The organism is Flammeovirgaceae bacterium SG7u.111, from assembly GCA_034044135.1.
Taxonomy (GTDB): domain Bacteria; phylum Bacteroidota; class Bacteroidia; order Cytophagales; family Flammeovirgaceae.
This window is the reverse complement of sequence record CP139021.1, coordinates 1750837-1765243: the sequence shown is the minus strand read 5'-3', so window position 1 is coordinate 1765243 and position 14407 is coordinate 1750837. Positions and strand designations below refer to the sequence as shown.

The 14407-nt window shown below is 39.9% G+C and carries 12 protein-coding genes; all 12 read right to left on the bottom strand.

All coding sequences use genetic code 11. The features are described from left to right. Position 1: 1 nt before the first annotated feature. A complete protein-coding gene (locus R9C00_06975; GenBank protein ID WPO37186.1) occupies positions 2 to 712 on the bottom strand; it encodes a phosphatase in 711 nt (236 codons plus the stop codon). 17 nt (positions 713 to 729) lie between these two features. Continuing rightward, positions 730 to 1740, bottom strand: a complete 1011-nt coding sequence (locus R9C00_06970; protein ID WPO37185.1) for a transaldolase family protein — start codon at positions 1738 to 1740, stop codon at positions 730 to 732. Positions 1741 to 1802: 62 nt separating this feature from the next. Then, positions 1803 to 2636 carry a 3-deoxy-8-phosphooctulonate synthase gene (gene kdsA / locus R9C00_06965; protein ID WPO37184.1) on the bottom strand — a complete coding sequence of 278 codons (834 nt, stop codon included), beginning with the start codon at positions 2634 to 2636 and terminating at the stop codon, positions 1803 to 1805. Between the two features lie 117 nt (positions 2637 to 2753). Then, positions 2754 to 3530: a 3-deoxy-manno-octulosonate cytidylyltransferase gene (kdsB, locus tag R9C00_06960; protein WPO37183.1), complete on the bottom strand. Its 777-nt coding sequence runs from the start codon at positions 3528 to 3530 to the stop codon at positions 2754 to 2756. 243 nt (positions 3531 to 3773) lie between these two features. Beyond that, positions 3774 to 4241, bottom strand: a complete 468-nt coding sequence (locus R9C00_06955; protein ID WPO37182.1) for a hypothetical protein — start codon at positions 4239 to 4241, stop codon at positions 3774 to 3776. Positions 4242 to 4403: 162 nt separating this feature from the next. Continuing rightward, complete coding sequence (locus R9C00_06950) at positions 4404 to 7940, bottom strand: two-component regulator propeller domain-containing protein (protein WPO37181.1); 3537 nt, start codon at positions 7938 to 7940, stop codon at positions 4404 to 4406. A 189-nt stretch (positions 7941 to 8129) separates the two neighbouring features. Beyond that, entirely contained in the window at positions 8130 to 10052 is a 1923-nt protein-coding gene (locus R9C00_06945) for an ABC-F family ATP-binding cassette domain-containing protein (protein WPO37180.1), read from the bottom strand. Between the two features lie 137 nt (positions 10053 to 10189). Further along, positions 10190 to 10906, bottom strand: coding sequence for a LytTR family DNA-binding domain-containing protein (locus R9C00_06940; GenBank protein ID WPO37179.1), 717 nt, complete (start codon positions 10904 to 10906; stop codon positions 10190 to 10192). After that, positions 10903 to 12069 (bottom strand): histidine kinase, encoded by a 1167-nt coding sequence (locus R9C00_06935; protein WPO37178.1) that lies wholly within the window; start codon positions 12067 to 12069, stop codon positions 10903 to 10905. Before R9C00_06935 ends, R9C00_06940 begins: the two co-directional genes overlap by 4 nt. A 163-nt stretch (positions 12070 to 12232) precedes the next feature. Beyond that, on the bottom strand, positions 12233 to 12886 hold the full coding sequence (locus R9C00_06930; protein WPO37177.1) for a DUF2490 domain-containing protein: 654 nt from the start codon (positions 12884 to 12886) through the stop codon (positions 12233 to 12235). Positions 12887 to 12898: 12 nt separating this feature from the next. Further along, positions 12899 to 13612, bottom strand: coding sequence for a DUF4956 domain-containing protein (locus R9C00_06925; GenBank protein ID WPO37176.1), 714 nt, complete (start codon positions 13610 to 13612; stop codon positions 12899 to 12901). A 1-nt stretch (position 13613) separates the two neighbouring features. Beyond that, the gene (locus R9C00_06920) at positions 13614 to 14369 is read right to left on the bottom strand and encodes a polyphosphate polymerase domain-containing protein (protein WPO37175.1); all 756 of its coding nucleotides are present in this window, start codon (positions 14367 to 14369) and stop codon (positions 13614 to 13616) included. Positions 14370 to 14407: the final 38 nt, after the last annotated feature.

Here is a 14407-nt window from a genome sequence, read left to right as displayed (position 1 = left end):
ATCAGCCTTCACCGTCCACTATTACATCGTCCTTCGTGGTGAAGAATTTCGTTGCTTTTTCGTTCCTTTCGGTGAGGTAGTTTTTATAATCGCCATGGTATTCCATACGCTTTTGGACTACGGTTTCAAAGTAACCGTTGAGCCCAAGGCAAAGCTCGGTAATTTCCCTCACGGCAAACTTATCTCCTTCTCTACCAGCTATATAATCGGCAAAACCCTTTTCTTCTACATAGGCATTGAAAAGCGGATTTGCCTTTCTTTTGATAAAGAAGCGCAGCCCAGCTTCGGCAGCCAAATTAAGATCAAGCACATCGTCAAACACAAAAGCTATTTCATCAAGCTCTAAGCCATGGGTTTGGGCAAAATGCTTTGCTGCATCAATTTTAAACTTAATGCTGTAATACACCGAATCGAAATGCTCTCGTTTGGCAACGTGATAGGCAACCCTATTTCGTGCACCAGTGATAACAGCAAACGGCGCCTGTTTTTTCTCCTCTTTCAGCCACATAGCGAAGCGTAAAAGGTTCGTGCCCATCGAGTCCACTTCACTAAAATCACTGTGAGTTGCTTCACTTTTCCTACCTGCATTAAACACCCCGTCCCAGTCGAAGATAAACCCTTTGATCTTGGCAAATTTCTCCATAAACAAATCAGGAGATGCCGTAAAGACACCTCCTGATTGTTGATATATCCCTATGATTTTTTGAATCATGATATATAAATCGTTTTTTAGTATTTGTTCAAATCTTGGATATCAAGCATACCTACTGGCTTTCCTTGCTCGGTTACCATCAAGGTATCAACTTCGTACTCTTTAAATAGTTTAGAAGCTTCGAACAACAGCTCTTCGCCTTCTACAAAAATAGGGCTTCTGTATTCCAAATCGCCCAATGTTTTGCTGATAGCGCCTTCGCCACCTTCTTGGATCAACCTACGAAGCTGGCCATCGGTAAATACACCAATTGCTTTATCGCCATCCAATACAGTTACACAACCGAATCCGTACTCGGTCATTTTCACCAACGCTTCAGTGATAGAAGTTTCTTTGCTAACCACTGGGTTCACATCACTTATCGCATCTTTCACCTTTACAGTCATAAGGCGGGTATGTTCAAAGAACTGATCAGTACCCAATTTGGTAAAGTTGTTTTCAGTCAACATCTTCATTACTTTCCAAGGCACAGTGATGGTGTGAACACCAACTTTCATTGCATTTCTGATGTGCTCAGGGTAACGCACTGAAGAGAACATGATTTTGGTGTTGTAACCGTAGTAGTTCACTGCCTCTACGCACTGCTCAACTAGCTCAAGTGCATCGTGGCCTTGGTCTTGCAAACGACCAACCAATGGGCAAACATACGTTGCACCAGCAGCCATTGCCATGTACGCTTGTTGCAAAGTATAAACCAAGTGAATATTTACCATCATTCCCTTATCGATCAATCGCTTACAAGCCATTGTTCCTTCGATAGAAATAGGAATTTTGAAAACGGTTTTCTTAGGGTCACATCCAATGCTCACCAATCTTTCAGCTTCAGCTACGATTTCGTCAGCCGTTTTGCCCAAGGCTTCAACTTGAAGAATTGGCACCATATCAGCCAATTTCAAAATCATGCCATCGATATCAGTTACACCGTGACGGTGCATGAATGTAGGGGTAGTGGTAAGCCCGGCCAAGTAGCCAAGTTTGAACGCTTCTTCTATTTCGTTAAGATCAGCCGAATCAAGATATAATTCCATAATTTTTTAAAGATATGTTTTCGTACTTATTGATAAGATTAAAGTCTAAACTGAACAAAGGTTTACTTTGTGTACTTCCTTGTTACGTTGTGGATTTCCAACAAAGGCTTCAAGAACTCTTCTAGCTCTGTCAAAGGCAACTGGCTAGCTGCATCGCAAAGCGCTTTTGCCGGCTCAGGGTGAGCTTCTACAAAGATTCCATCTACCCCAGCCGCTACACCTGAGCGAGCGATAGTTGGCAAAAACTCACGGTTACCACCTTTAGGATCGGCACTTGGGATGCCGTATTTCCTGATAGAGTGCGTGATGTCAAATACAACAGGATAGCCCGTTTGGTTCATGTGGTAGAAACTTCTTGGGTCAACTATAAGGTCGTTGTAACCAAATGTGTAACCACGCTCTGTTAAGATCACCTGATCGTTGCCACTGTCTACCACTTTCATGGTTGGCTTTATCATGTTCTCAGGAGCAAGGAACTGACCGTGTTTGATGTTGATCACCTTGCCAGTTTTTGCAGCAGCAGTCAACAATTCAGACTGCATACACAAGTAGGCAGGTATTTGGATTACATCCAAAACTTCACCCGCAGGTGCAGCCTGAGAAGGGTAATGAATATCGGAAATGATGGGAAAACCAAACTCATCTTTTACTTTTTGAAGAATGCGCAAGCCTTCTTCCAAGCCTGGCCCTCTATAGTAAGAAAGTGAGCTTCTGTTGTCTTTTGTGAAAGACGCTTTGTAGATCACAGGAATGTTCAGTTTTTCGGTCACTTCTTTGATCGCTTCCGCTGTTTTCATCATGATCGACTCTTCCTCTATCACGCAGGGACCTGAGATTAAAAACAACTCATCGGCACCACATGAAATATCTCCAACTTTGACTATCTTTTTTTCCATTGAAAAATAAATTTGTGTCTATTATACGTATTGGTCTGACTTAGCAAGTGTCGCTTTTGTCCAGATGGCTGCAAAGGTACGTTTTTATGCAAAAAAACTTTCCTTTAGCAACATAAATCAACCTTCCCGCTCTTTGATGATACCAATAACCCTTTCCAGGTCCTCTTTTGTATCTACCGGAATGCTATCATGCTCGGTGATTCCTATTTTCATCTTTCTACCATTTTCCAACCATCTAAGCTGCTCCAGCGATTCCTTTTTCTCCAAATCAGTTTGTTTCATGGCAGCAAAGTCTTTCAGGGCATCGAATGTATAAGCATACATGCCCAAGTGCTTGTAAAACGTTGCATGTTTCAGCCATTCTTCTTTTGGGATATCCCTTAAGTAGGGAATAGTAGCTCTGCTAAAATAAAGTGCATATCCATCATTGTCATAGGTTACAAACACTTCACTTTGGTTAAAAAGGTCTTCTGTATGTGAAACGGAAATCACCAAGGTGGCCATTTCGGGCGAACCTCCTTCAAAACAAGCCATGATATCCCGCACTTGGTCTGGCTCTAGCATTGGCTCGTCTCCTTGTACATTTATCACCACCTCAAAATCGATATTCTTCTCGCTGCGGATAATCTCGGCTGCTTCCATACAGCGGTTTGTACCCGTATTATGAGTGGCAGAAGTCATGATCGCATTGCCACCAAAACTTTCCACCTCACGGATAATCCGCTCATCGTCTGTGGCCACAAACACGTGTTCCAAGGCTTTCGAGGCCTGCTCATACACACGTTGGATCATCGATTTCCCATGAATCATTCGCAAAGGTTTGCCGTCGAGGCGGGTAGATCCATACCGGGCGGGAATGATCCCCACAAATTTCGTCGCTTCTTGTCTTTCCAAAATCTCTCTCTTATTTTATTAAATGTATAGGCAAGTCAGGCTAGCCCAAAATTTCTTTGCCAAAGGTCGAAAAAGATCCACTCAGCCAAAAGTAGAATGCTAAAAATCTCGAACAAAGTTTCGGCAACCCTTGGAAGACAAACAAAGGAAGCCATGTGGCAAACGATTAACTAAAAAACCATTTAAAATAAAAAATGACACAGAAATACATTCCTGCGCCATCAGCTTGCGAGGGCATTCAAGTTATAACTGAATAACTCTTTTAAAGATAAATCGGGTAATAAACACGCCATACATATCTTTTTCCCCAGCATCACTTTCCACCCCACTGGTCACAAACATTAGTTCCCAACCAGCTTCTGCCATATCGCTGAGCTTAGAAGAAATCATAGCATCGTTTGAAGCAATATTTTGAAAGTTCAAGCCCGTCAAACTATAAAAGTTCAACATCTTGGTTTCGGCAAACCTGTCAATTTTTGCATCGCTTCGGCTAATGTTCCCCTGCATACTCTTTTTGCCATCCGTTCTTTCAGTAGTAAAATTATCTACATCCACCTCATCTATACTTTCGATCATACGTGATCGACCGCCACCGGCAGGAATTATCGACTCCACAGTCGTAATGGTTTTGTACTCAACTTTGGAAGTTTGAGCTTGTACATTTGCAAACTTGGTTAGTATGATAATAGTGATAATAAGAAACTGTCTCATGTTTTTTTATTTTAAATTTGACTACTAGCAATGTTGTGGCTAGAAGACAGCTTATTTTTGAGACACCCTTAATCCAATTGAAAATTATTTTTCCTATCCTTTCAGTACAAATCCAACCTTTACTGGTAAGTCGACTTTTTTAGTCGGCAGGAAATTTTTTTATCAGGAATAGGAATTTTGGCTGATGGGCAACTTAACAACTATTTCCGTTCCTTCTCCCAACAGACTATGTACTTCCACTTCGCCTTTATGATCATCTATAATACCCTTCACTATCGAAAGCCCCAATCCTGTGCCCTTACCTACTTCTTTGGTTGTAAAAAAGGGATCAAACATTTTGTATTTGACCTCCTCAGGCATCCCAGAACCATTATCTTTAATACAAATCTCCACAAACTTATTGACTTTCCTCACCGTAATAATAATCTCACCATTAGACTTGTCTTCGGTAGCCTGTGCGGCATTTACCAACAAGTTCATAAATACTTGATTGATTTTACTAGAAGTGCATTCTACTTCAGGAACTAGCTCGTAAAACTTAATAACTTGAATTTTATCTTTCACCAAATGGTCAATAAGCATAAGCGTCACTTCCAAGCCTTGTCGCACATCGTACATCTCTAGTTTTTCCGAATCAATCCTTGAAAAAGTCCGTAAACTTTTTACAATATCGGCAGTTCTATTGGCTCCAGTTACAATGTTTTTAGTGACCTTTTTAGCCATATCTAACATTTTATCCATTTTTAGCTCACTATTAAGGATTTCTATCTCTTCCATCTTAGCATCAAAATTCTCTTTGCTGATGCTTCGGTATTTTTCAAGGAGCATGGAAATATTTTGGATTATTGGCTCTAATCCAACAATTCCTGATTTTATGAAATTGATGGGATTGTTAATCTCATGTGCAATACCCGCAGTAAGCAAGCCCAAAGAAGCCATCTTTTCTGAGTGTACTAGTTGGCTCTGCGTCTGTTTGAGTTTCCCAAGGATCGCGATCAATTCATCATTTTGCAACTTTAATTCCTCCTGCTGGGCTTGGAGTTCCTCCGATTGCGTCTGTAATTCTTTTTGAATAGCTTGAAGCTCTTTATTTTGGATTGTGATTTTTTTATTTTTTTTTAAAATTTCACTATTCCTCTTCATCACCTCTTTCTCTAGGTTTATTTTTTGCTTTTTCAGCAAATTCACCCTCAAATAAATAATGCTAAAAAGCAGAAATGCCAAAAAGAAGGGAAGAAGTACTTTAAACATAGTGGTTTTCCACCATGGGGGCACAATAGTAATTGGTAAGCTCAAGCCCGCTTCGTTCCATATCCCATCGCTATTAGCCGATTTCACCTTTAGGGTATAATCGCCTGGATTGAGGTTGGTAAAGGTCACCGTCCTATTTTTACCAATATTGATCCAAGCTTGGTCAAAGCCCTCAAGCATGTAAGCAAGCTCACATTCTTCTGAATTGCTATAATATAATGCGGATAAATTCAGGGAAAACATATAATCTGTGTAATTCAAATACACATGAGGACTCTCTATGATACTTTTATCGATCACCCCAGTACCAATAGGAACTTCTTTATTCAATATTTTTAAACCTGTAAAAGCTATATCCGGAGCCTTTTTATTAAGAGAAACACTGTCTGGGTGAAACTTGTTATAGCCATTAACTCCACCAAAGTACATTATCCCATTCTTGTTTTTAAAATAAGAAGCGATGTTAAACTCATTACTCTGTAGTCCATCTTTTTCATCGAAGTTCACAAAAGACTCATCTTCCTTATTGAAGCGGGAAATACCCTTGTTCGTACTTATCCAAAGATGCTGGTGATCATCTTCCAAAATCCCATAGATATAATTATTGGCAAGACCCTGTCTCCGCGTATAATACCGAAATTCACCTGTTCTAGGGTTTAATTTATTAAGACCACCTTCAGATGTACCTATCCAAAGTACCCCATCTTCATCCAAATGAAGGGTATTTATAATATTGGAAGATAGTGAATTCACATCGCCCTGATCACTTTGGTAAGTAATAAACTGCTGGGTAGAAATATCAAACTTCAAAAGACCGCCATTGTATGTGCCAGCCCACACAAGGCTATCTTCGTCTAAGCAGAGCGTGCGTAAGTAATTTGGAAAACTATCTATTTCTTTATTGTTAGGAATGAAATTTTCAAACTCTTCAGTACGAGGATTCAACCTACAAAGCCCTCCGTAAGTGGCACACCAAACCATTCCTTTACTATCCGTTTTCAAATCCATCAATTCATTGCTTCCCAGCTTATCTTTCGCCCCAAGCATCCCCTCAAAATGAGTGATTTCAAACCGTTCCTTACCCACCATCTCTGTTATTTCAATCTTATACAAGCCTGAAACAGCACTACCCGCCCATATATTCCCTTCAAGATCACTCGTGACGGCATTAATATTAAGTTTTTCGGAACCATTTTTCCCATCAAAAAAAGTAATCACCTCTCCTGTTTTCTGATTTACCCTATTCAGCCCTGCATCTACCGTTGCTACCCAAAGAAAATTTCCTTCTTCGTAAATTTTCCTTAGCACATTACTACTTAGCGAATTTCCCTCCTCAAATAAGCTTACAAAGTGAAGGAACTTGTGGGAAGATGGATCGTATTTGTCGAGACCTCCGTTATACGTCCCCACCCAATGTACGCCTTCTTTTGTTTCATATATACCATAAATATCATTGCCGCTCAAACTAGATATTTCGGATACATCCTTTTTAAATTGGATAAAAGAATTGCTGCTTACGTCATACCTAAACAATCCTTCGCCGCCAGTTCCAGCCCACAAAACCCCTTCTGAATCTATATATAAAGAATAGATCAGATTAGAAGATAAATGACCACTCTTTTCGTCAAAAACCTGCCAAGTACACTCAGTTGGCGAATAGAAAACCAATCCTTTTTCTGTAGCAACCCAAAGCCTCCCTTCCTTGTCTAGTTTGATATCGAAAACAATTTCCCCTCCTATATTTCCCAAAGCATCATTACCAAAAGGATGTTGGGTGAAGATATCTGATTGAGGATTGTAAAAAAGAAAACCATTTGCACCAGTCCCTAACCAAATACCTTTTCTTTCCACATCTGGGCAGACCACACTTATACTGTTTTTCCCAGCCGTTAATAATTCTCCATGAGCTATTTTCGTGTCTGGTTGATCTTCACCAATATAGTTTTTTGGAATTCTCTTACGATGAAAAGTTCCTGAATTAACATCAAACAAATATAAACCTTGAGATGCGCCCACCCACACTTCCCCATCCAACTCCGCAATGCTCAACACCTTGCCGCCCGAACCTATTTGGTACTTGGAAAAATGCTCGTTGATCCTGTCAAAAACGTATAACGCATCTGAAGTCCCAACCATTAGATGCTGCTGACTATCCTCAAAAATAGCTAATATTACATTGTTACCTAGGGTAGTTGAGTCACCTACTACTTTGGTAAATTGCTGGAAATGGTCTCCATCAAAACGGTTGAGGCCATCCACAGTTCCTATCCACAGGAAACCCTGGTGGTCTTGTAAAATGGAGGTAATTGTATTTTGAGTAAGACCTTGCTTGGTAGAATAATGTTCAAATCGCAGTCTATTTTGAACTTGTGCTTGTACTGGTAAGCACAAGCACAAGTTCAAAAATACCACTATTCTTCGCCAAGAATTACTATTAATTGGTTTCATTGGCAAGCCTCCCTTTACAGTGTAAGTATCAACAAACATCAGTTGTCAAATAAACTAAGAACACAATATACACAAAAAATATGTACTAGATATCTGACCGAAGCATTCTGATTAAATCAAACACTTAGTTCTAATCTAAAATGGCATAGATAAAAACCATTACGCTGTAATAAAGTGCCATTGATTAAACTAGCCTTCCAGTTCATCAACTTTTTCCGCCAGCTCTTCCCATTCTTCGTTCACCTTTTCCAACTCTGCTTTTACCCTTTCATACTTTTCAGTAGCTTCAGCAAGTTTGAAAGGTTCGGCAAAAACTTCAGGCTTCGCCATTTCTTCTTCAAAAGCTTCCTTCTTCTCTTCCAACTTCATTATTCTGTCTTCCACAGCGGAAAGTTCTCTCTTCAGTTTTTTAAGCTCTTTGGCAGTGGCATCGTCCGTTTTCCAGCTATTTTTCTTGTCTTTCTTGTTGCTCTTTACCTCTTTTTGGGCAACCAACTTGGCAAGCTCTTTTTGTTCGTCCCTCTCTGCCATCCAAGTATTAAATTCATCGTATGTACCCGGATATTCCTTCACTTGCATGTCTTCTATATACCAAATCTTGTTGGCTATTTGCGACACGAAGTGCCTGTCGTGAGAAACTGTGATACACGTTCCGTCATAGCCTTGGATAGCCTGCACCAATATATTCACCGACTGCATATCGAGGTGGTTGGTAGGCTCATCAAGCAAGAGGAAATTGGCTTGGGAAATAAGGGTCTTGGAAAGAGCCACCCTCGACTTTTCTCCTCCTGAAAGGACTTTGATTTTCTTAAACACATCATCTCCTCGGAAAAGGAAACAACCCAAGATACTCCTCAGCTCCAGCTCGGTTTTTTCCGCCCCCGATTCTTTCAGCTCTTGCAAAATCTCGTTTTCGAGATGAAGGGCTTCCAGTTGGTGTTGAGCATAAAAAGAAGGAATCACGTTGTGCCCTGGTTCTCTTATGCCATCGAAAGATTCTGTGCCAGCAATCATTCTCAACACGGTCGATTTCCCCTTACCGTTTGCCCCAATGAAGGCAATTTTATCGCCCCGCATAATCTGTGCATTGGTATTTTTCAAAATCTTCAAATCGCCATACGACTTGCTTGCATTTTTGAGCGTAGTAATGATTTTTCCTGGTTGCTGCTTGAACGTGAATTTGATATTGAGCTGCACATTATCATCTACTACTTCCTCTACCCTATCCATTTTTTCGAGCATTTTCACCCTCGACTGGGCTTGGGAAGCCTTTGTAGCTTTCGACTTAAAACGCTCCACAAAGCGTTCTGTCTGCTTTATTTTTTGTTGCTGATTCTTGAAAGCATTTCGCTGCACTTCGTTCCTCAGCTCTTTTTCTTCTAGGTAAAAAGAATAATTCCCCGAATATTGGATCAGCTTTCCGCTAATTACTTCTACCGTATTGTTCGCCGCCCTATCCAAAAAAGCCCTATCGTGAGATACGATGATCACCGCACCCTCGTAGCTTTCCAAATAGTTTTCCAGCCATTGGATAGAAGGCATGTCCAAGTGGTTGGTAGGTTCATCGAGCATGAGCAAACCTGGCTTTTGGAGCAGGAGTTTGGCTAGCATTACCCGCATTCGCCAACCTCCCGAAAAGTTTTTGAGTGGTCTAGAAAGAGCATCGGTTTCAAAGCCCAAACCTTCCAAAATTTCCTCTGCCTTGGCTTGGATAGAATACCCTTCCAAAGTCTCGAACTCATCTTGAAGCTTCGCCAATTTATTGATAATCTCTTCGCTATGGTCAGTTTCCATCTTCACCAAAATCTCTTCTATCTGCTTTTGCAAATACAATTGTCTTTCAAAAGCTTGCATGGCCACGTGCAAAATACTTTCTTCACTTTCAAAGGAAAGTAAATCTTGGTTGAGGAACCCAATAGAACAATCGTTTCGTTTGCTTATAAGACCACCATCAGGAGTCAAGTCACCGTTTATTAGCTTAAGAAGCGTCGATTTTCCAGTCCCGTTCATGCCTATGAGGGCAGTTCTGGTTTTGGGTTTGATATGTAGGGAGGCCTCATCGTAGAGCGCGCGGCTTCCGTAATGGAAAGAGAGATTTTGGATCGACAGCATTTAAATCAATTTTAATGGAATAGTTATCCTGCAAAATTGGGAAAAAATCTAGTCTTTGCTCAATCTTTATGGAGAGAAGAAGAAAAATTACTAGGGAAGTGGTTTTTCTATGATTCAATAATACTGCTTACCCACCATTATTTCAGAAAATTATTGTCCAAATATGTCTGGAATTTAGCCTTGTACTGCTCGCTTATGGGTATATATACCGTATTGTCAAAGACAATCCTATTACGCTCTAGAGTAGTTATTTTATTCAAATTGACTATAAATGAGCGGTGTACGCGCATAAAACTATTTTCGGGCAAATGTTCCTCCATTTTTTTCATACTCATAAGTGTCATGATCGGTTGCTGATTTTCTAAAGCAATCCGAATGTATTCGCGCATCCCCTCCACATATTTAATATCGTTGAGGTTTATGCGTATAATTTTGTATTCGGACTTGATAAAGAGGAATTCGTCCGTATGCCGAACCTCGCTGCTAACTTCTTCCTTTGGCGCCAATCGCTGGTTTGCCTTGCCCGCAGCAGTCAAAAAATCGGTATAGCTAATAGGCTTTAACAAGTAATCTACCGCATCTACTTTGTAGCCCTCAAGAGCATATTCACTATAGGCCGTAGTGAATATCACCTTTGGAGGATTAAGCAAGGATTTTACAAAATCCATCCCGCTCAAATCGGGCATATTTATGTCCACAAACATCAATTCTACCTGATTCGATTGCAAAAACTCCAGAGCGTTAATGGCGTTTGAAAATTCTCCAACCAAGTTCAAATACGGCGTTTTTTTAACATATGAAGCTATTTGCCTCAATGCCAATGGCTCGTCGTCTATTGCAATACAGTTTATCACACCGGTATATTTAGTTTTACATTAAAAGAACTAGGCGCATCGTCTAGCTTAAGGTCAAAGCCACTTCCATAAATTAACTCCAGTCTCTTTTGGGTGTTTTCTATCCCTAAACCCGAATTCTTCTGCTTCTCTCTTTCCCCATGTACCGAGTTTTCAATTTCGAAGTAAAGCCTTTCTTTTTCTAACTTGAATATTATACGAACATAAGAAGGATTCTGATAACTTATTCCATATTTAAACGCATTTTCAATAAACGAGATAAACAGCAACGGGGGAATAGAAACGGATGATTCCGCTTGTGGCATGAGCAAATCCACGCTTACTTGGTCGGTAAAGCGAAGTTTCATCAGCTCAACGTAGCTATTTATAAACTGAATTTCTTTTTGGAGCGGAATAAGATCCGTTTGGGACTCATACAGCAAATAGCCCATCAGCCGAGATAATTTTATGATAGATTCTTTGGCTTCTTCCGAGTTGATATCGACCAACGCATGTATGTTGTTCAGGGTATTCATGAAAAAATGAGGACTAACTTGGTTCTTCAGAAAAGCCAACTTGTTTTCAGTGCTTTCTTTTTCGAGCTCTACCCTTTCTTGTTCCGATTTTACCCATTTTATGGAGATGCTCAAACCCGTATCAAAACCAATTATCAGAATGGAAAGAATCAAAAGGTTTGCATAAGGAGGAATAGCACCTCGCATGGGGGGCATAGGTCCTTTGGATCTGCCTCGCTCGCTTGAAGGTCTTTCTCTTTCCATATTTCGCTCGCTTGGAGATCTTTCCCTTTCTATATTTCGCTCGTTAGGCGGCCTTTCCATGTTTCGCTCTATTCTCTCCCCACTTCGCCTTAGATAGGGCGGCTTGGGAACCTGCTCATAGTTTAGGTACATGGATCCAAATAACATAATTATTAGGACTACGGCACTACCAAAATAGGCAATCCGCTTTCCTTTGAAAAACAAGAAGGGCAACAGCAGCAGATGGTTGATCAAAAAAGCGACAAACAACAAGGAGTATTCTTTCCACTGTTTTAAAATATGCCCCCAATTGACATCATCTTGAAAATCGCCAAAGAGTACGGGAACAACTAATAGCAAAAACCACACGAATATAATAATCACTAATTCGATAAATGCCAGTCTGTTTTTTTTTAAAAAGCCCATGGAATCCTGTACAATTCAAAATATAAATTTCTCCGTTTTTTTGAAACTGTTTTGTAGTATTCCTTTGAAATTCCCAAACAGCTTCATTAAGGGAATCAAAGTCGTTAAAATCAAACAAGTATATAGCTTATTCTGAAAAAAAGCTTTTTTTAAAAGGCAATAATCAAAATCCGAGCTTATACCCAAAGCTAAGAATATGCCTTACTTTCTCCTCCGAATTAAAATCGTCGAGCTTATAGCTTATACCTATGAAATTCTTTTTGAAAAGCTTGTAATCAAAACCAAAGGTATAGCGCATCTTGTGCAAGCCCCCTCCGTCGAGTGTTTGGAAAGCTTCTACTGCTACTATTGGCGTGATTTTCACATTACGGATATCATATTTCAGCGAAGCTTTATAACGTAAATATTCTTTATCGCTTTCTTCATCATCGGCAAAGTCTGTGTATTGCAACCTAAAAGAAGTGCTAAACCTATCGATTTTCTTTTTGAAAGTAGTGTTCAATGCAAAGCGATTGAGATACTCGGTATCTTTGTTGTCACGAACATTTCCCACAAATCGGTAAGTACCTCCAACTGAGATAAACTTCCATAGTTTATACGCAATTTCAGCCTCCATTAGGTATTCATCAACTGTCATATTTTCATCATAGCGTAACTCGGGTTTTAGGCTAAGCTTCAACTTTTTTACAGGCTTATAACTAAGTTCTAGTGATGTTCGGATTTGGGTATTTACTTCAGTTTCCTGAGCACTTGCCACAAAGTTCAGCAACATTATCAATAAAAAAGGCAGGCTATATTTCACAATATTCTTATTCATATCAGCAGAGGGTTAATGGGTCGAATGACCGTTTACATTAAAATAAAGAGTGATTTCTGCTACATCTCGCAAGAAATCTATCTTGCTTATTTTATAGCGTTTTATGTCTATTCCCGTACGAGCTTTCAAATCTTCGAGCAAAAGCTGGTCGTTGTCGGTGTGTATGTTTTCTATCTTCTCATAAATCAGTTTAATAGAATCTTCTTGCTTCAGCATCAGGTGTTTTTCGAGAAACCATAAGCCAATAAAGACCGCCGAATTAGTGAAGATCAGTTCCGCATAACTCACTTTAGCATTGGCAAGTGCATTCATGACCGAAATGCCTATGATGATAAAAAGATAGGTCATCTCTTTGATGGGAATAGCATCGGTACGGTATCTGATGATGCCAAAGATGGCAAAAAGCCCTAGGGCAAAACCTAGCTCAAGTTTTACATTGTTGAGCAAGAAACACAGAAGAAAAACGATTACGCCGATAGCGAGGTAGCTAAAGTAAAAGTCTTTCCTCCTGCTATTTTTAGCATATATAAAGTGTATAATAATAAAAATAAGGAATGTATTGAAAGAAAACCTTGCCATCAATTCGGCAAAGTCAGCCACATCAATCAGCTTGATTCCCAAAAACTTAAAATGCTTTTCCCACCCAGTTATTGCAAGCAACATTGGCAATTGGTTGCCGCTGCTGCCCTCAATAAAAGTTGTTGCTATTGAAGTTAAGTTGGTCATATCACACGTTGTAAAGTTTGTTTGAAGGCTCAAGCATTTTCTCTATTCTCCTGATCTGTGGCTTGAACCTGTTCCTTTTTAAGTGAGTGCTAGTGAGCGATCGACCTACACTGTATTTGCTGAAGCCAGCCTCTTTTATCCGACTTTCCCGCAAAGCTCTGGCAAGCGACGAGATCGGAGAGTTTGCCTCAGATTTTATTTCCAACACCACCAAGCCATCTAAGCTTACTGACTTTTGGGGAACACCGTATCGAATATTAAAATCTATGTTACAGGTTTCTCTAAAATTTTTGTTGACCAAGGTAAAACGGGAGAATTCGTTTACAAGACTCGCTCTTAAATCTGAACTGCTAAATGGTGAATACTTAGCTAAAAAGGTACTTTCACGAGCATCTAAGTGGAGACTTTGGGTAGCAGTAAGCAAGCGCTTTTTCTTCGTTTTACCCTTGTTGTTTTTAACCTTTACCTCCAAGTAGCTATCTCCAGAGAAGGTATAATCTCTCCGTCTGATTTCATACCTGTTTAGCCTACCATTATGATGGTCGATGTACATAGTGTCTTCTGGAGTATCGAAATACGTGCTTGTATACTTCAGATTTTGCTCCTTACCTACTTGCAGCAAGAAATAATCTTGATGAATAACCTCAAACAACTGTGGTAATTGGGAGTAATGAAACCAGTATTTCTTTTCCACTCGGTTCAAAAACTTGACCCGCCCCATATCCAATTCAATAGATTGAAACCCAACTATATCCATTTGCTTGTAGTTTGTTTATTAAAGGTTCATTTCAATTG